A 20,570-nucleotide genomic window follows, 5' to 3' on the forward strand; every position below is an offset into this window, starting at 1 on the left:
TCTGAGAGCTCTCAAAGCCTCAGGCGTCGAAGGCCGTCGCCCGCGTCACCTTCTCCCACGTTCCGATCTCCGCGCGGACCGCGTCGAGGTGGCCGACGACCGCGTCCACCGCGTCGTCACCCAGCGGAAGCCGCAGCGGGGTGTCGTCGGCGTCGAGCGCGGTGATGATCGCGGTGGCGGCCTTCGCCGGGTCGCCGGGCTGGTCGCCGTCGCCGCCCGCGACCATCGTGCGGGTGACGCCCGCCGTCTCCGCGTAGTCCGGGATCTCGACGGAGCCGGCGCTGGTGTTGCCGAACAGGCTCGTCCGGAACGCGCCGGGCTCCACCACCAGGACCTTGATGCCGAGCGGCCCCACCTCCTGGGCCAGCGCCTCAGACATCCCCTCAAGGGCGAACTTCGTGCCGCTGTACGCCGAGAACCCCGCGAAGGACAGCTGCCCGCCCATGCTGCTCATCTGCACGATCGCTCCCGAGCGCCGTGCCCGCATGTGCGGAAGGACGGCGCGGGTCAGCGAGGCCGGGCCGAAGACGTGCACGTCGAACAAGGCGCGCAGGTCGGCGTCCGAGTCCTCCTCCAGGGCGCCTACGTGGCTGCGGCCCGCGTTGTTCACCAGGACGTCGATGCGGCCGTGCCGGTCGGTGATGTCACACACGGCGGCATCGATGCCAGCCGTGTCGGTCACGTCCAGGGTGAGCGCCTCTACCTGGTCGGGGTGGGCGGCGACCAGGTCGTCCAGGGACGCGGCGTCGCGTGCGGTGGCCACGACCACGCCGCCCGCGGCGACGGCCGCCTCGGTGATCGCCCGGCCGAAGCCGCTGGTCGCGCCCGTCACGAGCCATACCTTCGTCATCACGAACTCCCTTGAGGTGTGGGCCGGTTCATCCGCTCCCGGCTATGTGGATCAGCCTGCGGCCGAATCGGGTGGCCCGTCCAAGACCTGACGTGATAGCTGATGGTTATGGACCTACACGGCAGGGACGTACACAGCAGGGATCTTCGCTACTTCGTCGCGGTGGCAGAGGAGTTGCACTTCACGCGGGCGGCCGAGCGGCTCTTCGTCTCGCAGCCCGCGCTGAGCAAGCAGATACGGGCGCTGGAACGGCAGCTGGGCGCGGATCTTTTCGTCCGGGACCACCGCGGCGTGCGGCTCACCGCCGTGGGTGGGGTGCTCCTGCCGTACGCCCGACAGGTCATCTCCGGCTGGCAGGCGGGGGTGGAGTCGGTGGAGCGCGTGAAGACCGAGGAGCGGTCCACGCTCGCTGTGGGCATGAGTACGCGACCGGCTCGTGGCGGACTGCTTCCGGCGGTACGGTCCCGCTTCGGCGAGGCGCATCCGGCCGCCACGATCCGGCTGCGGCAGGTGAGTTGGGAGGACGCTAGCGCAGGACTCGCGGACGGCACGGCGGACGTGGCCTTCATCTGGCTGCCGCTTCCCGACCTGGAGCGCTACGAGTGGGTGGTGGTCGCCGAGGAGGCGCGTCATGTCGCCCTGCCCGAGGGGCACCGCCTCGCGGCCCTGGACGAGGTCGACTTCGCGGATCTCATCGACGAACCCTTCCTCGCCCTGCCGGAGAGCGCGGGCGCGCTGCGGGACTACTGGCTTGCCCTGGACGCCCGCGCGGGTCACCGTCCGCCGCGCATCGGTGCGGAGATCGCGAGCACCGACGAGACGTACGAGGCGCTGGTGGACGGCCGTGGCGTCTGCCTGGTGGCCGCGGGCAACGCACCCCTGATCACACTGGGCGGCGTCGTCACGCGCGCGGTCCGCGGCATCACGCCGAGCCGGTTCGTCCTGGCCTGGCGTACGGGCGACGGCAGCCGCCCGCTGGTGAGCGCGTACATCAAGGCGTGCGGGGAGGCGCTCGGGCGGGCGGACCAGGGGTTCGCGGACGGGCTGAGCGGGAGCTCACCGACGGGCTGAACAGGAGCTCACCGACGCGCTGAGCGGCAGCCCGCAGGCGTATCTCGGCGCAGCCGTTGACCTTGCCTCAACACCCCCTTACCGTTTCGACGTTCGGAGTATCAGATGACGTTCGAAATCACGAACGTCGAACCCGGCTGCTTTCGCATGTCAGGCCCGCATCACAAGGCGGTCCACCGCGGGGTTGCCCGAGCCGTAGGGGACCGGCAGCAGCCCCGTGCCGCCCCGGTCCGCGTACAGCACTTGTTCGAGGCCGCTCACCAGGCGCTGTACGTCGGTCGCGGGACGGACCACGAGCCGTACGAACCTGCTGGAGCTGCCGATCTTGTTGCCGCACTCGCGGACGAGGATGCCGTGCTCCGTGAGGAGCCGGTCCCGCAGGGAAGTGCCGTCGACGCCGTCGGGCAGCCGCACGTACACGAAGTTGCCCTGCGAGGGATAGCTGGCCAGGCCGGGGAGCCGGCCGAGGTGCCAGATCATCTCCTGTCGGTCGTGCCGCACCTGACGCAGGCTCAGTTCATAGGCGTGGCGGTGCTGCTTCAGCATGAACACCACTGTCTCCGCGAAGGAGTTGAGGTTCCACTTCGGCAGCGCGGCACGTACCTTGCCAGCCAGGCCGGGATTGGCGACGAGATAGCCGAAGCGCACACCGTGCAGCCCGAAGTTCTTGCCGAGGCTGCGCAGCACGATGACATTGGGGCGCAGAACCGCCTCGTCGGCGACGCTCGACTCCGGTCCGGCGTCGGCGAATTCGAGGAACGACTCGTCGACGACGACCAGGTCGAGATCCTGCAACGCGTCGAGGAGTGCGAGTACGGAACGGCGCGGAAGCAGGCCTCCGTCCGGGTTGTTGGGGTTGCAGATGACAGCCGTGCGGGAGCCGCGGGCGCGGATGAAGTCGACGTACGCCGCCGGATCGAGCGCGAATCCGTCAGCCTCCGGAAGCAGGAACATGTCGACCCGCTTGCCCGTCTCCCTGGGCTGATCGGTCCACCGCCCGAACGTCGGCACGGGCACGGCGAGCGCGTCGCGCACGAGCAGGTGGTCGATCCAGGTGATGAGCTCGGTCGATCCGTTGCCCATGACGACCGTCTGCGGATTGAGCCCGAGCACGGCGCTGAGCTCGGCCGCGATGGTGTCCGCGCCGCTCGGGTAGTAGGTGAGGATGTCCCGCAGCCGCCCGCCGAGCTCCTCGTACATCTCAGGGGTCGGGAAGTACGGATTGCACGGGATGCAGAAGTCGACGAGCGGCCGTCCGCTGTCCGCCGCCGCCCTGTTCAGCGCGGAGTACGAGGGAGTGTGCGCGGTGGACGCGCGGAAGAGGGCGGTGACGTTGCCCGCGTCTGCCATGGGAGGCCTCCGGGTGGGGGAGGTGGTGTCTCTCGTTCATACGTACGCGGGGGCGGGCTTGCTCAACCGGTGGGGCTTGAGTGGTGGGTGAGGTGCCGCCCGGCGGGCCCGGGGGATGGCTTCTACGATCAGGTCCATGAGCCCGCGCCTGTTGATCTACAGCCGGACGACCGCCTACCGCCACGCGTCGATCCCGGCAGGAGTCGCCGCCCTGTGCGAGCTCGCCGCCGGGGGCGGCTGCTCCGCCGTCGCGACCGAGGATCCGGCCGCCTTCGAGCAGGACCTCTCCGGCTATGCGGCGATCGTCTTCCTCTCCACCAGCGGTGACGTCCTCACCCCTGCCGGGCGGGCGGCGCTGCGGGCACACCGGTCGGCGGGCGGCGGTTTCATGGGTGTCCACGCCGCCGCCTGCACCGAGTACGACTGGCCGTACTACGGCGAGCTCGTCGGCGCGCGCTTCGCCCGCCACCCCGCCTACCAGCACGGCCGCCTGACGGTCGAGGACCACGCGCACCCCGCCACCGAACACCTCGCCGCCGCCTGGGAGTTCACCGACGAGTGGTACGACTTCCGGGCATCACCGCGCGGTGCGGTGCGGGTCCTGGCATCCGCCGACGAGTCCTCGTACGAAGGGGGCGGAATGGGTACAGATCACCCGATGGTGTGGTGCCACGAACACGGCGGCGGCCCGATGTTCTACACGGCGCTCGGCCACGCCGACGAGGCCTACGCGGACCCGGACTTCCGCGCCCACCTCCTGGGCGGTCTGCGGTATGTGACCGGGCTCGGCGGAAGGCGGAAGGCGGAGGCCTGAAGCGGGCATGGGTGAGCCCCCGCCCAGTGCGGCGGGGGCTCATGCCAGGTGCTAGAGGACGCCGGAGGCAGAGATGGCGACCTCGGCCTTGGTGGCGCCGGACTGCGAGCCGAAGCCCTCGATCTTCTTGACGAGCGCCAGGCTCTCCGCGTCCGCGACCTCACCGAAGACCACGTGCTTGCCGTCGAGCCAGCTCGTGACGGCCGTGGTGATGAAGAACTGCGAGCCGTTGGAGTTCGGGCCCGCGTTGGCCATCGAGAGCAGGCCCTCCTTGGTGTGCTTGAGCTGGAAGTTCTCGTCGGGGAACTTGGGACCGTAGATGCTCTTGCCGCCCGTGCCGTTGCCGGCGGTGAAGTCGCCGCCCTGGAGCATGAAGCCCGGGATGACGCGGTGGAACTTCGAGCCCGCGTAACCGAAGCCCTGCTCGCCGGTGGCGAGCGCGCGGAAGTTCTCCGCGGTCTTCGGCACGACGTCGTCGAAGAGGTTGAACGTGATGCGGCCTTCCGGCTGGCCGTCGATGGTGATGTCGAAATAAGCCTTGATTGTCATGGTCCTCATCCTGTCATTGCCCTGTCCCCGGCCGCCAACCGAACCCCCCGGTGAACCTCGCGCAACCCCGGTGACCAGGCATGATGCCATCGGCATTCAGTCCATGGTCAGTCCATGGTCGAGCCGATGGCGGTGCTTCCGGTCGTCAGGAACGTTGTCGATGGCAGGGCGCAGCTCACCTGGCGGGCGCCGTACACCGTGGTGGCGTCCTTGGACCGGAAGGCGGGGGTCGCGACACCGCTGTCCCAGTTGTTGGCGGCCGAGACCGTGCCGGAGCCGAGCTTCGAGATGCGCGAGGTACGTGAGGTGCGCAAGGTGTGTCCTCTCAGGGCCACGGCGCGGCTCAGTGCGCCGAGAAGCTGTGCACCGTGCTCGACCGGTAGGTCTCGCCGGGCCGCAGTACCGTCGAGGGGAACTTCGGCTGGTTGGGGGAGTCCGGGAAGTGCTGCGTCTCCAGGCACAGACCGTCGCCCTGCCGGTAGGTGCGCCGCGAAGGCCCGGTGAGGGTGCCGTCCAGGAAGTTCCCGGAGTAGAACTGCACACCCGGCTCGGTCGTGGCGATCCTCAGGGTGCGCCCCGAATCCGGGTCCCGCAGCGTCGCGAAGGACTCGGGGCGGTTCGTGATGCCCTTGTCCAGGACCCAGTTGTGGTCGAAGCCCTTGGCGGTCACCAGCTGCTCGTGCGAGACACGGATGTCCTCGCCGACCGTCTTCGCGCGCCGGAAGTCGAAGGGCGTGCCCGCCACCTTCGCCAGTTCGCCCGTCGGGATGAGACCGGAGTCCGTGGGCGTGAACCGGGCCGCTGCCAGGGTGAGTTCGTGGTCGTAGATGCCGCCGCTGCCCTCGCCCCCGAGGTTGTAGTACGTGTGGTTCGTCAGGTTCACCACGGTGGCCTTGTCCGTGGTCGCCGCGTAGTCGATGCGCCAGTCGCCACGTGCGGTGAGGGTGTACGTCACCTTCACTCGAAGCGTGCCGGGATAGCCCATCTCGCCGTCGACGCTCACATATCGCAGGACGAGGCCGACGCCCGTGGAGCCGGCGAACGGCTCCACGTCCCACACTCGCGTGTTGAAGCCCTTGGCCCCGCCGTGCAGGCTGTTCTCGCCGTCGTTCACGGAGAGCTGGTGGGTCTTGCCGTCGAGGGTGAAGCGGCCCTTGGCGATGCGGTTGCCGTAGCGGCCGATGAGCGCGCCGAAGAACGTGGTTCCTGCGACGTAAGCCTCGATGGTGTCGTAGCCGAGGGAGACGTTGGTGTACCGGCCGTGCCGGTCGGGTAGTTCGAGGGACTGCACGATGCCGCCGTACGAAAGCACCTTCATCCGGGTGCCGCCGTTGGCCAGGGACCAGCGGTACACCTTGGTGCCGTCGGCCAGCTTGCCGAAGAGTTCCTTGGTGGGCGTCCTGCCGGGACTCGGCGACGCGTACGAGGTGCCGGTGCCGGCAGCGGTGAGGCCGACGGCGGCAGCGGAGGCCAGGACGGTACGTCTGCTCGTTTCCATTTGCGGCTCCAAAGGCAGTTGTGGATTGGGACGGGTCGGACCCCGGCAGGGGCGCGGGGAACTGCGCGATCAGCCCCCCACGGCCTGCGGTTTGATCACCGTGCTTCCTGCGGTCGCGGTCGCCTAACGGCCGACCTTCCGCTTGTTCCATACGTCGAACCCGACCGCCGCGAGCAGCACCAGCCCCTTGATGACCTGCTGGTAGTCGGTGCCGATGTTGACCAGGGACATGCCGTTGTTGAGGACGCCGAGCACCAGGCCGCCGATCACGGCCCCCATCACCGTGCCGACGCCGCCGCTCATCGACGCGCCGCCGATGAACGAGGCCGCAATCGCCTCGAGTTCGAAGTTCAGGCCCGCCTGCGGAGTGCCCGCGTTCAGGCGCGCCGCGTACACACAGCCCGCGAGGGCGGCAAGGACGCCCATGTTGACGAAGATCAGGAAGGTGACGCGCTTGTCCTTGACGCCGGACAGCTTCGCCGCCGCCTTGTTGCCGCCGAGGGCGTAGACGTGGCGTCCGACGACCGCGTTGCGCATCACATAGCCGAGGGCGATGAGCAGGCCGCACATGATGAGCAGCACCACGGGTACGCCGTGGAAGCTCGCGAGGGTCAGGGTGAAGGCGACGACCGCGGCGGAGATCGCCACCAGCTTGGCCACCCACAGGCCCGTCGGCGTCACGTCGAGGTCGTACGCAAGCTGCTGCTTGCGGCTGCGCCACTCGCGGAAGAGCAGGAACACGACCGTCACCAGACCGAGCACAAGGGTCGGGTTGTGGTACTGCGTGTACGGGCCCACCTCGGGGATGAACCCCTTGGCGATGTTCTGGAAGCCCTCGGGGAACGGCGAGAGCGACTGGCCCTCGAGGACGATCTGTGTGAGACCGCGGAAGAGCAGCATCCCGGCAAGGGTCACGATGAACGACGGGATGCCGACGTACGCGATGAAGAAGCCCTGCCACGCTCCCGCGACCGCGCCGATGAGGAGCGAGAGGACGAGTGCGAGCACCCAGGGCATGTCATGTTTGACCATCATCACCGCCGACATGGCGCCGACGAAGGCGACCAACGAGCCGACGGACAGGTCGATATGACCGGCGATGATGACGATCATCATGCCGATGGCCAGGATGAGGATGTAGCCGTTCTGCTGGATCAGGTTGGACACGTTGTTCGGCAGGAGCAGCGTGCCGTCGGTCCAGATCTGGAACAGGATGACGATGAAGGCCAGGGCGACGAGCATGCCGTACTGGCGCATGTTGGAGCGCACGCTCTGCAGGAGCAGATCACGCGCTGACTCCTTGGCGGACGGCGTGGACGAGGTGTCACGTGGTGGCGTGGTCGTGGTGGTCATGGCGGCTGCCTCAGCTTCTGTTCTTGGTCATGTGGCGCATCAGGAGTTCCTGGGTGGCGTCCGCGCGGTCGACCTCGCCGGTCAGCCTGCCTTCGGCCATCGTGTAGATCCGGTCGCACATCCCGAGCAGCTCGGGCAGTTCGGAGGAGATGAAGAGCACCGCCTTGCCCGAGGCCGCCAGCTTGTCGATGACGGTGTAGATCTCGGACTTGGCGCCGATGTCGATGCCGCGCGTCGGCTCGTCGAGGATCAGGACCTCGGGATCGGCGTGGATCCACTTGCTCAGGACGACCTTCTGCTGATTGCCGCCGGAGAGCCGCCCCACCTGCTCGAAGACGGTGGGGGCCTTGATGTTCATCGACTTGCGGTAGCGCTCGGAGACGGAGCGTTCCTGGTGCTCGTCGACGAAGCCGTCCTTGCGCCGCATCCCCGGCAGCGAGGCCAGCGAGATGTTGCGGTTGATGTTGTCGATGAGGTTCAGGCCGTACTGCTTGCGGTCCTCGGTGACGTACGCGATCCCGGCGTCGACCGCCGCGGGCACGGTCTTCGTCATCACCTCGCGCCCGCCGACGGCCACCGTGCCGGATACGTACTGACCGTACGAACGCCCGAAGACGGACATCGCGAGCTCCGTGCGCCCCGCGCCCATCAGGCCCGCGATGCCGACGATCTCGCCGCGCCGCACGGTCAGCGACACGTCGTCGACGACCTTGCGCTGGTGGTCGACCGGGTGCCGCACCGTCCAGCCCTGCACGGACAACGCGAGTGACCCCGCGTCCTCGCCCTCATAGGTCGTGCGGTCGGGGAAGCGGTGGTCGAGATCGCGGCCGACCATGCCGCGGATGATGCGGTCCTCCGCCACCTGCGGTTCGGACTGCGGGGTTTCACGGACCGTCAGGGTTTCGATGGTCTGCCCGTCGCGCAGGATCGTCACCGAGTCGGTGATGGCCCGGATCTCGTTCAGCTTGTGCGAGATGATGATGCAGGCGATGCCCTGATCGCGCAGCTCCAGGATGAGGTCGAGGAGCTTGGCGCTGTCCCCGTCGTTGAGGGCGGCCGTCGGCTCGTCCAGGATGAGCAGCTTCACCTCCTTCGACAGAGCCTTGGCGATCTCCACGAGCTGCTGCTTGCCCACGCCGATGTCGGCCACCGGAGTCTGCGGCTTCTCGCTCAGACCGACCCGCTTGAGCAGCGCGCTCGCTCTGCGCAGCGTGTCGTTCCAGTCGATGAAGCCACGGCTGCTCTGTTCGTTGCCCAGGAAGATGTTCTCGGCGATGGACAGATACGGGACGAGCGCCAGCTCCTGATGGATGATCACGATGCCGTGCTTCTCGCTGGCGCGGATGTCCTTGAAGGCCATTCGCTCGCCCTCGAAGTGGATCTCGCCGTCGTAACTGCCGTGCTCGTGAACGCCGCTGAGGACCTTCATCAGCGTCGACTTGCCCGCGCCGTTCTCGCCGCAGATCGCGTGGATCTCCCCGGGGCCCACGGTCAGATTCACATCGGAGAGCGCCTTGACGCCGGGGAACGTCTTGGTGATGCCGCGCATCTCCAGTATGGGCGCGCTCACTTGAGCTGCCCAGCGTTGAAGTAACCCTCGTCGACCAGGAGTTGGGTGTTGGACTTGTCGACGCTGACCGGGTCGAGGAGGAAGGACGGCACGGTCTTCTTGCCGTTGTTGTAGTCCTTGGTGTTGTTGACCTTCGGCTTCTTGTCGTTCAGGACCGCGTCGCCCATGGACACCGCCTGAGCGGCCAGCTTGCGGGTGTCCTTGAACACCGTCTGCGTCTGCTCGCCGCGGATGATGGACTTCACCGACGCGAGCTCCGCGTCCTGCCCCGTGATCACCGGCAGAGGATCGCTCTTGGAACCGTAACCGGCGCTCTTCAGCGCGGAGATGATCCCGATCGAGATCCCGTCGTACGGCGAAAGGACCGCGTCGACCTTCGCGGAACCGTAGTTCTTGCTGATCAGGTCGTCCATGCGCTTCTGCGCGGTGCCGCCGTCCCAGTCCAGAGTGGTGGCCTGGTTCATCTTCGTCTGCTTGCTACGGACCGTCAGCTGACCGCTCTTGAAATACGGCTCGAGCACCTTCATGGCGCCGTTCCAGAAGTACTTCGTGTTGTTGTCGTTCGGCGAACCCGCGAACAGCTCGATGTTCTTCGTGTCGCCGCCCTTCTCGGGCTTGCCCAGCTTCAGCTTCTTGACGATGTACTGGGCTTGCAGGCGGCCGACGCGCTCGTTGTCGAACGACGCGTAGTAGTCGACGTTCTCGGTGCCGAGGATGAGGCGGTCGTACGAGATCACGGGGATGCCCGCGTCGGCCGCGCGCTGCAGGACCTCGGACAGCGCGGAACCGTCGATCGCGGCCACCACCAGGAGGCTGCGCCCCTTGGTGATCATGTTCTCCAGCTGGGCGATCTGGTTCTCGACCTTGTTGTCGCCGTACTGCAGATCGGTTTTGTATCCGGCCTTCTTGAACTGCTTGGCCATGTTGTTGCCGTCGGCTATCCACCGCTCGGAGGCCTTGGTGGGCATCGCGAGGCCGATGGTGCTGCCCTTGCCCTCGTCCGGCTGGTAGCGGCTGCCGCCCTTGGCCTCCTGGCCACAGGCGGTCAGCGAGCCGAGCAGCACGACGGTGGCCACGGCGGCGGTGAGACGTACTTTTCTGGATATGGATATGCGGGTGCTCATGGGTCAGTCCCCTTCCGGGACGGGGAAGCGCTGGAGTTCACCCGGCAGGCGGGAGCCGAGCGGCGACATCCCGCCGTCCGCTCCGTGCCGGGCGAGCAGGTCGAGGGCGAGACGGCCGCGGCGCACCCGCTCGCGAGCGGTGTCCAGGGTCTGGTCGCGCAGATGGGCACCGTAGGGATAGATGCCTGGGGACTTGCTCAGGCCGAACTTGAGGTAGAGCGGGGCGCCGCGCCGGATCAGCTCGGCCGCCTCGTACATCCGGACGTAGCCGCCGAGGTCGTCGGGCGCCTCGACGTACAGGTCCATCGGGGCGCGGCTCGCCCGGCGGATCTCTGTGAGGTGGTCCAGGGTGAGGTCGGAGGGGATGTTGAGCGAGTCGGCGCCGAGCCGCTCGTAGACCGCGTACGAGGCCGAGTTGACCGGGCCGATGAGCGCCGACACCTTGAACGTGGTGTCGGCGGGCAGCACGCCGGCCACCCGCAGCCGGTGCAGTGTCCACAGCACGCCCTCGTCGGCGACGAGCAGGCAGCGCACCCCCAACTCGGTGGCGCGCACGGCGTCCTCGACGCATCCGGCGAGCGCGTCATGGCCGCGCGAGCGAAGGCCGCCGCCGCCGGAGTCGGTGCGGGTCGCGGCGCCGATGTCCCAGGTGCCGCGCGGCCCGGTGAAGAGGCAGAGCTCGATGTCCCGTTCGGCGCAGGCCTCCACCATCTCGGTGATCTCGTCGTCGGTGAGCATCCAGATGCCGCTGCCCTGGCTGATCCGGTGGATCGGCACATCGAGCCGCGAGCTCTCCTTGAGTACGACGGCGAGCGCCTCAGGTCCCTCCACGGAAGGAATCTCGGTGCGCCAGGTGCCGCCGTCGGGGAACGTGTGCGGTGACGCGTCGGCCGGATCGATGGCGGGCACGGGGTGCCCGATGCGGGCGAGGGCGTCGACGCCGGGGCGGCGAGGTTCTGACGGGCTGGTCACGGGGCTCCCATGGGCTGTGTTCGGTCGGGCCGTGTTCGGTCGGGCCGTGTTCGGTATTTCGTACGCCGGTCGGTTCAGTGGGTGTACGGCGGTACGAGGGGTGTGCGGGCGATGGTCACCACGTACCGCCGTACGTCTCGGGGGCATCTCGGGTCCATCTCAAGGACGAAGCAGCACCTTCCCGGTCTTCGGGTCACCGCCGCCGACCAGCGCGAGAGCCTCGCCGAAGCGCTCCAGGGGGAATTCGTGCGTGATGAGCGGTGCCGGGTCGATGAGCCCGAGCCCGAACGCCCGGACCGCGTACGACCAGGCGGATGACGGCGCGCCGAAGACGCTGCGCACCTCCAGCTGGCTCAGCGAGAGATGCACCGGATCGATGCCGACGGCGCCGGGAGTGAACATGCCGGTGAGCACCACCCGGCCGCCCCTTCGTGCAAGCAGACACGAGGAAGCGGCCGTGCCCGGCGCCCCCGCGGTCTCCACGACCAGGTCGAAACGGCCGTGGTACGCCTCCGCGTCGGCGGGCGTCAGGCTCTCGCTCGCCCCGAACTCGAGGGCCTGCCCGCCGCGTTCGGTCCGTGGGTCGATCACGACGAGCTCACCGGGCGACGAGGCGGCGAGCAGCTGCACCGCGAGCATCCCGAGGGTGCCCGCGCCGACCACCGCGATCCGCTCGCCGGGGCTCGGCCGCCCCGTCCGCACCGCGCCCGCGATGACCGCGGCGGGTTCGATGAGGGCGGCGGCCGCGAGGTCCGCGTCCGGGCGCAGGAGGTGCAAGAGGCGGGCAGGGACGGCCACATGGTCGGCGAAGGCGCCGGGCTCGGTGAACCCGGTCTCCGCGTACCCGCCGCCGCACAGGCTCGTCTCCCCGCACCGGCACTGCTCGCAGGTCCCGCAGGCGCGGAACCCCTCGGCGACGACCTTCCGCCCGGTGAGCGCCGGGTCGACACCGTCCCCGGTGGCCTCGACCGTGCCCGACCACTCGTGCCCGGGAGTCACCGGGTAGCGCACATAAGCGGCGTCCCGGTGACCGTCGTACACCTCGCGGTCGCTCATACAGATCCCGGCGGCGGACACCCGGACCAGGACCTCGTCGGGCCCCGCCTCGGGCCGTGCCCCGACGGTGAGCCGGTGCGAGCCGGGACGGTCGACGACGATCGCGCGCGAGGACGAGTCGCTGCTCACTTCCCGGCCGCCTTGGGGGCGCGCTTCTCCCAGCCCTCGGCCCACAGGTCGAACCGCGCCTGCTGCTGCGGGAACTCGGCCGCCGCGTCCGTGTCGAGCTCGACGCCGAGGCCGGGCGCGTGGGACACCTCGAAGCAGCCTGTCTCGGGATCCACCTGGGGCGCTCCCTTGACCACCTTCTTGATCTCCGCGTCCGCGAAGTCGTTGAAGTGCTCCAGGATCTTGAAGTTGGGCGTGCAGGCGGCGAGTTGGAGCGAGGCCGCGGTGAGCACCGAGCCGCCGACATTGTGCGGCGCGATGAGCGTGTAGTGCGTCTCCGCGGTCGCCGCCAGCTTGCGGGTCTCCAGGATGCCGCCGATGTGGCCGAGGTCCGGCTGGATGATGTCGGCGGCCTGGGACTCGAAGAGCTCGCGGAACTCGATCCGGTCGTGGATGCGCTCACCGGTGGCGATGGGCATGTCCACCTTGGCGGCAACCTTTTCGAGCGCCTTGAGGTTCTCCGGCGGCACCGGCTCCTCGAGCCAGGCAGGCTTGAACGGCGCGAGTTCCTTCGCCAGCCGCACCGCGGTGGACGGGCTGAACCGGCCGTGCATCTCCAGCATCAGCTCGGCGTCGGGCCCGATCGCGTCCCGGACGGCCTCGATGAGCGAGACCGCGTACGACGTGCCCGCCTGGTCGAGCTCGAAGTGACCTGTGCCGAACGGGTCTATCTTCAGGGCGCGGTAGCCCCGCTCGACGACGGCCTGCGCGGCCTTGTGGTACGCCTCCGGGGTGCGCTCGGTGGTGTACCAGCCGTTCGCGTACGCCTTGACCTTGTCGGTCACCTTCCCCCCGAGCAGCTGCCAGACGGGCACGCCGAGGGCCTTGCCCTTGATGTCCCAGCAGGCCATCTCCACGCAGGCGATGCCCGACATGACGATCTCGCCGGCCCGGCCGTAGTCGCCGTACTTCATCCTCCGCACGAGATCCTCGACCGCGAACGGGTCGGACCCCACAATGTGGTTGGCCGCCGCCTCCTGGAGGTAGCCGAGGAGTGCGTCGGTGCGGCCGAGCATGCGGGTCTCGCCGACGCCGGTGAGGCCTTCGTCGGTGTGGACCTGGACGTAGGTGAGATTGCGCCAGGGCGTCCCCACCACGTGCGTGCTGATTCCCGTAATACGCAAGGCAGTTGCCCCTTGGTTGTTCGGTATTTCGTCACACGTTCGAAATGTTGGCGTGACGGTAATCACGCAGGCGGTGGGGTGTCAATGGGTCTCACGAAATGGTCTTGGGCCTTCGGATGACCCGGGGCCGTTGCGCACCGAACGTAGCTGTGTCTAGCCTGTGTTCGTCATATCGATCGTTGACCGAAGTTTCGGACGCAGTTTCCGAAGCGTTTCGGACGCACGGGGTGGGAGGCCGACCATGGGACGACTGGTACCTGCGGTGACGCGAGCGCTGGACATACTGGAGCTGTTCCTGGAGGGCGACGGGACACTGTCCGCCCCCGACGTCACCCGCAGACTCCAGCTGCCCCGCACCACCGTGCACGAACTGCTCACCACCCTTGCCGCCCGCTCGTACCTTGTCCAGATTCCGGACCAGACGGGCCGCTACCGCCTCGGCGTACGTGCCTACCAGCTCGGCAGCAGGTACGCCGAACAGCTCGACCTGGCCGCCGAGGGCCAGCAGGTGGCACGGGAGGTCGCGGAGACCTGCGACGAGACCGTCCATGTGGCGGTCCTTGAGGACACGGACGTCATCTACATCGCCAAGGTGGACTCCACGCACGCCGTCCGCATGGTCTCCGCCGCGGGCCGCAAACTCCCGGCCCACTGCACCTCGGTCGGCAAGATGCTGCTCGCGTCGCTGGCTCCGGCCGAGCTCGAGGCGCGCCTGGGGGGACGGGATCTTGTGGCGATGACCGAGAACAGCATCACGAAGCCGGCCGAGCTGCTCGCCGCGCTCGCCGACGTCCGGGAGCGCGGGATCGCGGCCGAGCATCGCGAGTCCAACCCGGACGTGAGCTGTGTGGCAGCTCCGGTGCGCGACAGCAGCGGCCGCGTCGTCGCGGCGCTCTCCATCTCCGTGCCGATGATCCGCTGGACGGAGCAGCGCGAGATCGAACTCGCCGAGCTTGCCGCCAAGGGCGCGGGCGACCTCTCGGAGCGCCTGGGCCACCGACGCTAGATCGTCGACTCCAGGTCGAGAAGCCGCTGCTTGCGCTCAAGGCCGCCGGCGTAGCCGGTCAGCGAGCCGTCGGCGCCGATGACCCGGTGGCAGGGGCGGACGACGAGCAGGGGGTTGCGCCCGATCGCCGTGCCCAGGGCGCGGACCGCGGCGCGCGAGAGGCCGAGCTGCTCGGCGAGCTTCCCGTACGTCGTCGTCGTGCCGTACGGGAGAGTGTCGAGGGCGTGCCAGACCCGCTGCTGGAAGTCGGTGCCGACGCCGCTCACGTACTCGATGTCGAAGTGCTGACGCGTCCCGTCGAAGTACGCGCGCAGCTGCGCGGCGATCACGGCGAAGGCCTCGTCGTCGCGCACCCAGCCGTCCTGGACGACGGCGCCGCCCTTCTGTTCCGGCGTGGACAGCGAGGCGAGCGCGGTGCCGCCGTGCGCGGTGGCCGACTCCTCACCGACCAGCAGCAGCTCGCCCAGCGGGCTGTCGACGGTCGTGTAGACGGCCTTGGCCTTGACCTTGCTCATCAGATGCTCCCTTTTCCCACTTTTCCCAGGTGACGCCCTCAAGTCTGCGGGGTGCGGGGGCGCACGGCTGGCGGGATTCGGACGTGGCGCTCATGCGGGTGTCACGGCCAGGAGCTGGAGCCCGCGACCCTGCGCACACGGTGCGATGTGCCGAGGTGGAGTCCGAGGTGGTGCCCGACACATCGTTATGCAACTAGTTGCACAATGCGCGGGCGTCCTCTAGAAATGTCCCGACGACACACCGCGTACGGAGGGCCCGCATGAGCCGCTACCCGAACCTGCTGAACCCGCTGGACCTCGGCTTCACCACCCTGCCCAACCGGGTCCTCATGGGATCCATGCACGTGGGCCTGGAAGAGGCGCCGAACGGTTTCGAGCGGATGGCCGAGTTCTACGCGACCCGTGCGCGCGGCGGTGTAGGCCTCATCGTCACCGGTGGCATCGCCCCGAACGAGCTCGGCCGCCCCTGGGACGGTGGCGCCAAGCTCACCACCGAGGCGGAGGCCGAGAAGCACGCGGGCGTCACGGCGGCGGTGCACGCCGCCGGTGGCAAGATCGCCATGCAGATCCTGCACTTCGGGCGTTACGCCTACCACGAGGGCCTCGTCGCGCCGAGCGCGATCAAGGCGCCGATCAGCCCCTTCGTCCCCCGAGCTCTCGAGGACGACGAGGTCGAGCAGACCATCGAGGACTTCGTGCGTGCCGCCGAGCTCGCCAAGCTCGCGGGCTACGACGGAGTCGAAGTCATGGGCTCCGAGGGCTACTTGATCAACGAGTTCATCGCGGCTCCCACCAACCAGCGCGACGACCGCTGGGGCGGCTCCTACGAGAACCGCATCCGCTTCCCCGTCGAGATCGTCCGGCGCATACGCGAGCGCGTCGGCGCGGACTTCATCATCATCTACCGGCTCTCCATGCTGGACCTGATCCCCGGCGGCTCGACCCTCGAAGAGGTCGTCCACCTGGCCAAGGAGATCGAGGCCGCCGGTGCCACGATCATCAACACCGGCATCGGCTGGCACGAGGCGCGCATCCCCACCATCGCGACGTCGGTGCCACGCGGCGCGTACGCCTTCGCCACCAAGAAGGTCATGGGCGAGGTCTCCGTCCCCCTCGTCACCACCAACCGCATCAACACCCCTGAGATCGCCGAGCAGTTGCTCGCCGACGGTGCCGCCGACATGGTGTCCCTTGCACGGCCGCTGCTCGCCGACCCGGACTTCGTCGCCAAGGCGCAGGCCGAGCAGTCCGACGCCATCAACACCTGCATCGGCTGCAACCAGGCCTGCCTCGACCACACCTTCAACCTGAAGATCACCTCCTGCCTGGTGAACCCGCGCGCCTGCCACGAGACGGAGCTCGTCCTCGCGCCGACCCGCACCAAGAAGCGCGTCGCCGTCGTCGGCGCGGGCCCGGCCGGACTCGCCTTCGCGGTGTCGGCCGCCGAGCGCGGCCACGACGTCACGCTCATCGACGCGGCGTCCGAGATCGGCGGCCAGCTCAACGTGGCCCGCAAGATCCCGGGCAAGGAAGAGTTCGACGAGACACTGCGCTACTACCGCACCCAGCTCGAACTGCACGGCGTGGACGTCCAGTTGAACACCCGCGCCACCGCGGAGGGGCTGGCGAAGGCCACGTACGACGAAGTGGTCGTCGCCACCGGAGTCACGCCCCGCACCCCCGAGATCCCCGGCATCGACCACCCCAGCGTGGTCGGCTACCTCGACGTGCTGCGCGACAGCGCGCCCGTGGGGGAGCGCGTCGCCATCATCGGCGCGGGCGGCATCGGCTTCGACGTCGCCGAGTACCTCACCGACAGCGGCGACAAGGCGAGCCTCGACCCGGCGACGTACTTCCGTCAGTGGGGAGTCGACATGGACTACAAGGACCGCGGCGGCCTGACCACGCCCGACCGACCGGCCCCGCCGCGCTCCGTGCACCTCCTGCAGCGCAAGACGTCCAAAGTCGGCCAGGGCCTCGGCAAGACCACGGGCTGGATCCACCGCACCGAGCTGCGCCATCGCGGCGTCACGATGGTCGCGGGCGCGAGCTACGACCTGATCGACGACGCGGGCCTGCATGTCACGGTCGACGGCCGGTCCACGGTCATCCCCGTCGACACGGTCGTCCTCTGCTCCGGCCAGGACCCGCGCCGCGACCTGTACGAGGAGCTGCTTGCCGGCGGGCACAGCGCGCACCTCATCGGGGGCGCCGACGTGGCGGCCGAGCTGGACGCCAAGCGTGCCATCAAACAGGGCACGGAGCTGGCCGCGGCACTGTGAGGTGGGCGCCGCCCGTTCCGGGCGGCCGTACTTAGGATGGCCGCCATGTCACTCCCGCACGCGATCCTCACCGCCCTCCTGGAGAAGCCTTCGTCGGGGCTCGAACTGACCCGCAGGTTCGACAAGTCGATCGGCTACTTCTGGTCGGCGACGCACCAGCAGATCTACCGGGAGCTGGGCAAACTGGAGCGGGACGGGGCCATCCGCGCGCTTGAGCGGCAGCAGGCGACCCGCGGGCAGAAGAAGGAGTACGAGGTCCTGCCCGCGGGCCGCGCAGAGCTGGCCCGCTGGACGGCCGCGAGCCAGGACCCCAAGCCGCTGCGGGACACGCTACTGCTGCGCCTGCGGGCGGCGGCGGTCGTCGGCACGGACGGCATCGAGGCGGATCTGCGCCGCCATCTCGCCCTGCACCGGCAGCAGTTGGCGGAGTATGAGGAGATCGAGAAGCGGGACTTCCCGCCGGGCAAGGACGCGGTGGAGGACCGGCTGCGGCATGTGGTGCTGCGGGCCGGGATCGATCTGGAGACGTTCTGGACGCAGTGGCTGGAGCGGACGCTTGAGGAGCTCGGGGCGCCGGACGCCCGCTGACGGAGGGGCCCGTGAACGACGGCTGCCGCCGGTCCCGACTCGTGTCAGGCCGGCGGCAGCCGCTCTCTTCGTGATCGGCCCTGGATCAGAGCCGGTGCCGCACGTTGCGGCGACGCAGGTACCAGGCACCGCCACCGCCCGCGGCCAAGGCCACGAGGGCCCCGCCCGCGACGAGGGTCTGAGTGCCCCGATCCTCGCTGCCGCCCCCGAGACCACCTTGGACACCCCGCGCGGGCGCGGACGTCGATGAGATGGTCGACGGGGCGCCGACGGTGACGGTCCGGGAACCGGCGGACGAGCCGTCCTGGCAGACCACCGCCACCGTATGGACGCCGGTACTGACGTTCTGCCAGGAGGCGCTGCCGCCGGTCAGCGGCACTTGCCGCCCCTGGGCGAAGCTGGCATTGCCGTCGCTCATCAGCGCGGCATTGCCTCCGTTGGGGCAGGCCGTCGTGGTGGCCGTGACGGTCGATCCGGTGGCGGTCACCGTGATGCCGCCACCCGCGGACGCCGGAGCTGTCAGTGCCAGCGGAAGCGCAGCCGCGGCGGCGATGGTCAGGCCGGAGCGGACGAATATCCGAGTAGTACGCATGAGTCTGCCCTCCGGTGACACGGGAGGCGGTACATCCCATGCGCCGCCGGGGGTCGGGGAGCGCCCGTGCTACCTGACGACGAGCCAACGTGCCATTCGCCGAAGCCGCATGTGGACAGCCACCGGGCAGGTGACGGAATCCTTCGTACGGCCGACACCTGACCCGGCGTCATGGGAGTCAGCCGGTGGTGACCTTCCGTTCGCGGGAGTAGCCGCCCCACGTCCCGTCAGGAAGCTTGGCACGCAGCTTCACGCGGTGTGTGTCGCCGGGCTTCTTGCCCACATAGAAGCTGTGCGTGGCCTTCTTCCGGGGCGCCGTACCGCCGAACACCAGCGAGGTGGCGGTCCTGCCGTCGAGGTGGATCTGGTACTCCGACACCGCGCCGCCGGTGTGCGGAGGCGTCCACGCCAGGTCGATGTAGTACGCCCCGTCGGCGTGGTGGGTCCGCGCGCGGAAGTCCGTCGGTGCCGTGCCGCGCCCGTCGTCCCGGCCTGCCACCGTGGTGATGCGGACGGCGCGGCTCGCGGGCGACGCGTTGTCGGCCGCGTCGAGCGCCTTGACGGTGAAGCGATAGGCGGTGCCCGGCCGCAACCCCGTGACGAGGGTCCGGCGCTCGCTCCCGGCCACGCTGTGGATCTTCGAGGTGCCCTGGTAGATCTCGTACGAGGCCACGCCCTGGTCGTCCGACGACGCACCCCAGGACAGCGTCGCCGCCCGGCTCCCCTCGGCGCTGCCGCTCGGCTTTCCGGGGCGGGACGGCGGCTTGCGGTCCGCGGCGGTCGCGGCGGGCGTGGTCACCGTCAGCTTCTTACTCGCCGGGCTGACGTTCCCCTCGGCGTCGCGCGCCTTGACGGTGAAGGTGTAGGCCGTGGACGGCTTCAGGCCGACGACGTCCACCATGTGCTTGTCACCCGGCAGGTGCTCGACCTTGGCGGCGCCCCGGTACACGTCGTATCCGGTGACTCCGGTGTCGTCCGTGGCCTGGTTCCACATGACGTGGGCGGTGGTGGCGCTGCCCGCTTGGACGGTGACGCCTCTGGGGGCGGCCGGGGGCTGCACATCCTTCGCGTCCTGGCCGCCGCTCCAGGCGCAGGCGGTGAGGGTGCAGGCGGCGGCGGTGACGGCCAGGAGGGCGTGGGGGGTCCGTCGCACGGTCGTGCCTTCCACTCGGGCGGCATTGGTCCGGACCTATTTGACACGGGTGTCGGGTGCACATCAAGAGGGGGGTGTGCACCGTCCGGACCCCGAGCGGTGGCCGGGGCGTACGAGCCGGGACAGATTGGGATGTCTGTCCGTCAGTTCCTCCCTGGGGAAGGCCTTTTCTCGTGCGTACCAGAACGGCGGCGCTCGCCGTGACAGCCGGAGCCGCCCTGCTCGCCCCCGTGACACTGCCCGCAGTGGCGCTCCCTCAGCTGCGTGAGGCACACCCCGAATCGCTGATGGCGAAGGGGAGTCCGGCCGCGCGCGAAGGATGGTCCCGGTCATCGATGGAGGGTTCGGTGCGCGCCGCCGACCTCCTCGCCAAGGCCGGTTCCTGCCGGCAGATCTCCCGCGGCAAGTACCGCACCGACGACGGGGCCCGCGCGAACATCCCCGTCTGCGGCAAGCGCGGAGCCGTCCTCTGGAAGGCGGACATGGACATCGACTGCGACGGCCAGGTGAGCAAGGCCTGCAACCGCCGCACGGACCCGCTGTTCTTCCACGCCACCGCGTTCCAGCAGTCCGACGGCCGCGAGCTGAGCGCGGAGCGGCTCCCGTACATCGTCGTGCCGGGCGCGAGCCGCCGATGGAACCACGCGGCACACGGCATCAAGGCCGGCTCGGTCGCCGCTGTGATCCACCGGGACAAGGTCCTGTACGCCGTCGTCGGCGACACCGGCCCGACCGACCTCATCGGTGAGGCGTCGTACGCGGCCGCGAAGGCGCTCGGCATCCGCGCCGATCCCAGAACGGGTGGCACCGACGACGGTGTCACCTATGTCGTCTTCAAGGGCCCCGCGGCATCGCCCATCGAGAGCCACCGGGCCGCGGTCGCCCGTGGCGACGCGCTGGCCCGGCAGTTCCTCCGCCAGAACTGACCGTCTGGC

18 protein-coding genes and 2 pseudogenes are annotated in these 20,570 nt (G+C 69.2%); 6 read left to right on the forward strand and 14 right to left on the reverse strand.

Translation table 11 applies throughout. The annotated features are described in order from the left end of the window. Nucleotides 1-19: 19 nt before the first annotated feature. On the reverse strand, nt 20-850 hold the full coding sequence (locus ACGFSB_RS22790) for an oxidoreductase (RefSeq protein WP_393402157.1): 831 nt from the start codon (nt 848-850) through the stop codon (nt 20-22). Nucleotides 851-952: 102 nt separating this feature from the next. On the opposite strand from ACGFSB_RS22790, the gene ACGFSB_RS22795 reads away from it, so the two are divergent. Further along, nucleotides 953-1,921 carry a LysR family transcriptional regulator gene (locus ACGFSB_RS22795; protein WP_393402160.1) on the forward strand — a complete coding sequence of 323 codons (969 nt, stop codon included), beginning with the start codon at nt 953-955 and terminating at the stop codon, nt 1,919-1,921. 162 nt (nt 1,922-2,083) lie between these two features. Here the strand turns inward: ACGFSB_RS22795 and ACGFSB_RS22800 are convergent. Next, a pseudogene (locus tag ACGFSB_RS22800) lies at nt 2,084-3,271 on the reverse strand (pyridoxal phosphate-dependent aminotransferase); the annotation flags it as partial. A gap of 136 nt (nt 3,272-3,407) precedes the next feature. Here ACGFSB_RS22800 and ACGFSB_RS22805 point away from each other — a divergent pair. Further along, a complete protein-coding gene (locus ACGFSB_RS22805; protein ID WP_393402162.1) occupies nt 3,408-4,085 on the forward strand; it encodes a ThuA domain-containing protein in 678 nt (225 codons plus the stop codon). 51 nt (nt 4,086-4,136) lie between these two features. On the opposite strand, the gene ACGFSB_RS22810 is transcribed toward ACGFSB_RS22805, so the two are convergent. From ACGFSB_RS22810 to ACGFSB_RS22850, 9 genes and pseudogenes are all read right to left on the reverse strand, one after another. Then, nucleotides 4,137-4,634 carry a peptidylprolyl isomerase gene (locus ACGFSB_RS22810; RefSeq protein WP_393402164.1) on the reverse strand — a complete coding sequence of 166 codons (498 nt, stop codon included), beginning with the start codon at nt 4,632-4,634 and terminating at the stop codon, nt 4,137-4,139. A gap of 107 nt (nt 4,635-4,741) precedes the next feature. Beyond that, a pseudogene (locus tag ACGFSB_RS22815) lies at nt 4,742-4,921 on the reverse strand (pectate lyase); the annotation flags it as partial. 56 nt (nt 4,922-4,977) lie between these two features. Further along, on the reverse strand, nt 4,978-6,132 hold the full coding sequence (locus ACGFSB_RS22820) for an aldose epimerase family protein (RefSeq protein ID WP_393402167.1): 1,155 nt from the start codon (nt 6,130-6,132) through the stop codon (nt 4,978-4,980). A 123-nt stretch (nt 6,133-6,255) separates the two neighbouring features. After that, nucleotides 6,256-7,485, reverse strand: a complete 1,230-nt coding sequence (mmsB, locus tag ACGFSB_RS22825) for a multiple monosaccharide ABC transporter permease (protein WP_393402169.1) — start codon at nt 7,483-7,485, stop codon at nt 6,256-6,258. Between the two features lie 10 nt (nt 7,486-7,495). Further along, a complete protein-coding gene (gene mmsA / locus ACGFSB_RS22830) occupies nt 7,496-9,034 on the reverse strand; it encodes a multiple monosaccharide ABC transporter ATP-binding protein (protein WP_393402762.1) in 1,539 nt (512 codons plus the stop codon). A gap of 17 nt (nt 9,035-9,051) precedes the next feature. Then, complete coding sequence (chvE, locus tag ACGFSB_RS22835) at nt 9,052-10,179, reverse strand: multiple monosaccharide ABC transporter substrate-binding protein (protein WP_393402171.1); 1,128 nt, start codon at nt 10,177-10,179, stop codon at nt 9,052-9,054. A gap of 3 nt (nt 10,180-10,182) precedes the next feature. Next, entirely contained in the window at nt 10,183-11,151 is a 969-nt protein-coding gene (locus ACGFSB_RS22840; RefSeq protein ID WP_393402173.1) for a hypothetical protein, read from the reverse strand. 159 nt (nt 11,152-11,310) lie between these two features. Continuing rightward, a complete protein-coding gene (locus tag ACGFSB_RS22845) occupies nt 11,311-12,336 on the reverse strand; it encodes a zinc-binding dehydrogenase (protein ID WP_393402175.1) in 1,026 nt (341 codons plus the stop codon). After that, on the reverse strand, nt 12,333-13,499 hold the full coding sequence (locus ACGFSB_RS22850; protein WP_393402177.1) for a mandelate racemase/muconate lactonizing enzyme family protein: 1,167 nt from the start codon (nt 13,497-13,499) through the stop codon (nt 12,333-12,335). The genes ACGFSB_RS22845 and ACGFSB_RS22850 overlap by 4 nt, the downstream gene beginning before the upstream one ends. Before the next feature lie 241 nt (nt 13,500-13,740). On the opposite strand from ACGFSB_RS22850, the gene ACGFSB_RS22855 reads away from it, so the two are divergent. Beyond that, the gene (locus ACGFSB_RS22855; protein WP_393402179.1) at nt 13,741-14,505 is read left to right on the forward strand and encodes an IclR family transcriptional regulator; all 765 of its coding nucleotides are present in this window, start codon (nt 13,741-13,743) and stop codon (nt 14,503-14,505) included. Here the strand turns inward: ACGFSB_RS22855 and ACGFSB_RS22860 are convergent. After that, nucleotides 14,502-15,020 (reverse strand): methylated-DNA--[protein]-cysteine S-methyltransferase, encoded by a 519-nt coding sequence (locus ACGFSB_RS22860; protein ID WP_393402182.1) that lies wholly within the window; start codon nt 15,018-15,020, stop codon nt 14,502-14,504. The genes ACGFSB_RS22855 and ACGFSB_RS22860 overlap by 4 nt on opposite strands. Nucleotides 15,021-15,280: 260 nt before the next feature. Between ACGFSB_RS22860 and ACGFSB_RS22865 the strand changes: the two genes are divergently transcribed. Continuing rightward, the gene (locus ACGFSB_RS22865; RefSeq protein ID WP_393402184.1) at nt 15,281-17,302 is read left to right on the forward strand and encodes an FAD-dependent oxidoreductase; all 2,022 of its coding nucleotides are present in this window, start codon (nt 15,281-15,283) and stop codon (nt 17,300-17,302) included. Nucleotides 17,303-17,347: 45 nt separating this feature from the next. Then, a complete protein-coding gene (locus tag ACGFSB_RS22870) occupies nt 17,348-17,890 on the forward strand; it encodes a PadR family transcriptional regulator (RefSeq protein WP_393402187.1) in 543 nt (180 codons plus the stop codon). An 85-nt stretch (nt 17,891-17,975) separates the two neighbouring features. Here ACGFSB_RS22870 and ACGFSB_RS22875 read toward each other — a convergent pair whose 3' ends face one another. Together ACGFSB_RS22875 and ACGFSB_RS22880 are read right to left on the reverse strand one after the other, a co-directional pair. Beyond that, nucleotides 17,976-18,482 (reverse strand): hypothetical protein, encoded by a 507-nt coding sequence (locus ACGFSB_RS22875; RefSeq protein WP_393402190.1) that lies wholly within the window; start codon nt 18,480-18,482, stop codon nt 17,976-17,978. Between the two features lie 178 nt (nt 18,483-18,660). After that, entirely contained in the window at nt 18,661-19,635 is a 975-nt protein-coding gene (locus ACGFSB_RS22880) for a fibronectin type III domain-containing protein (RefSeq protein ID WP_393402193.1), read from the reverse strand. 173 nt (nt 19,636-19,808) lie between these two features. On the opposite strand from ACGFSB_RS22880, the gene ACGFSB_RS22885 reads away from it, so the two are divergent. After that, the gene (locus ACGFSB_RS22885; RefSeq protein WP_393402196.1) at nt 19,809-20,561 is read left to right on the forward strand and encodes a glycoside hydrolase family 75 protein; all 753 of its coding nucleotides are present in this window, start codon (nt 19,809-19,811) and stop codon (nt 20,559-20,561) included. The last annotated feature ends 9 nt before the right edge of the window (nt 20,562-20,570 follow it).

This window comes from Streptomyces sp. NPDC048441, assembly GCF_043200235.1.
Lineage (GTDB): Bacteria > Actinomycetota > Actinomycetes > Streptomycetales > Streptomycetaceae > Streptomyces.

Bases quoted from the DNA above. Each gene is read 5' to 3' on its own strand.
- ACGFSB_RS22790 (WP_393402157.1), bottom strand. From the start codon at position 850: ATGACGAAGGTATGGCTCGTGACGGGCGCGACCAGCGGCTTCGGCCGG.
- ACGFSB_RS22795 (WP_393402160.1), top strand. From the start codon at position 953: ATGGTTATGGACCTACACGGCAGGGACGTACACAGCAGGGATCTTCGC.
- ACGFSB_RS22805 (WP_393402162.1), top strand. From the start codon at position 3,408: ATGAGCCCGCGCCTGTTGATCTACAGCCGGACGACCGCCTACCGCCAC.
- ACGFSB_RS22810 (WP_393402164.1), bottom strand. From the start codon at position 4,634: ATGACAATCAAGGCTTATTTCGACATCACCATCGACGGCCAGCCGGAA.
- ACGFSB_RS22820 (WP_393402167.1), bottom strand. From the start codon at position 6,132: ATGGAAACGAGCAGACGTACCGTCCTGGCCTCCGCTGCCGCCGTCGGC.
- mmsB (WP_393402169.1), bottom strand. From the start codon at position 7,485: ATGACCACCACGACCACGCCACCACGTGACACCTCGTCCACGCCGTCC.
- mmsA (WP_393402762.1), bottom strand. From the start codon at position 9,034: ATGCGCGGCATCACCAAGACGTTCCCCGGCGTCAAGGCGCTCTCCGAT.
- chvE (WP_393402171.1), bottom strand. From the start codon at position 10,179: ATGAGCACCCGCATATCCATATCCAGAAAAGTACGTCTCACCGCCGCC.
- ACGFSB_RS22855 (WP_393402179.1), top strand. From the start codon at position 13,741: ATGGGACGACTGGTACCTGCGGTGACGCGAGCGCTGGACATACTGGAG.
- ACGFSB_RS22860 (WP_393402182.1), bottom strand. From the start codon at position 15,020: ATGAGCAAGGTCAAGGCCAAGGCCGTCTACACGACCGTCGACAGCCCG.
- ACGFSB_RS22865 (WP_393402184.1), top strand. From the start codon at position 15,281: ATGAGCCGCTACCCGAACCTGCTGAACCCGCTGGACCTCGGCTTCACC.
- ACGFSB_RS22870 (WP_393402187.1), top strand. From the start codon at position 17,348: ATGTCACTCCCGCACGCGATCCTCACCGCCCTCCTGGAGAAGCCTTCG.
- ACGFSB_RS22875 (WP_393402190.1), bottom strand. From the start codon at position 18,482: ATGCGTACTACTCGGATATTCGTCCGCTCCGGCCTGACCATCGCCGCC.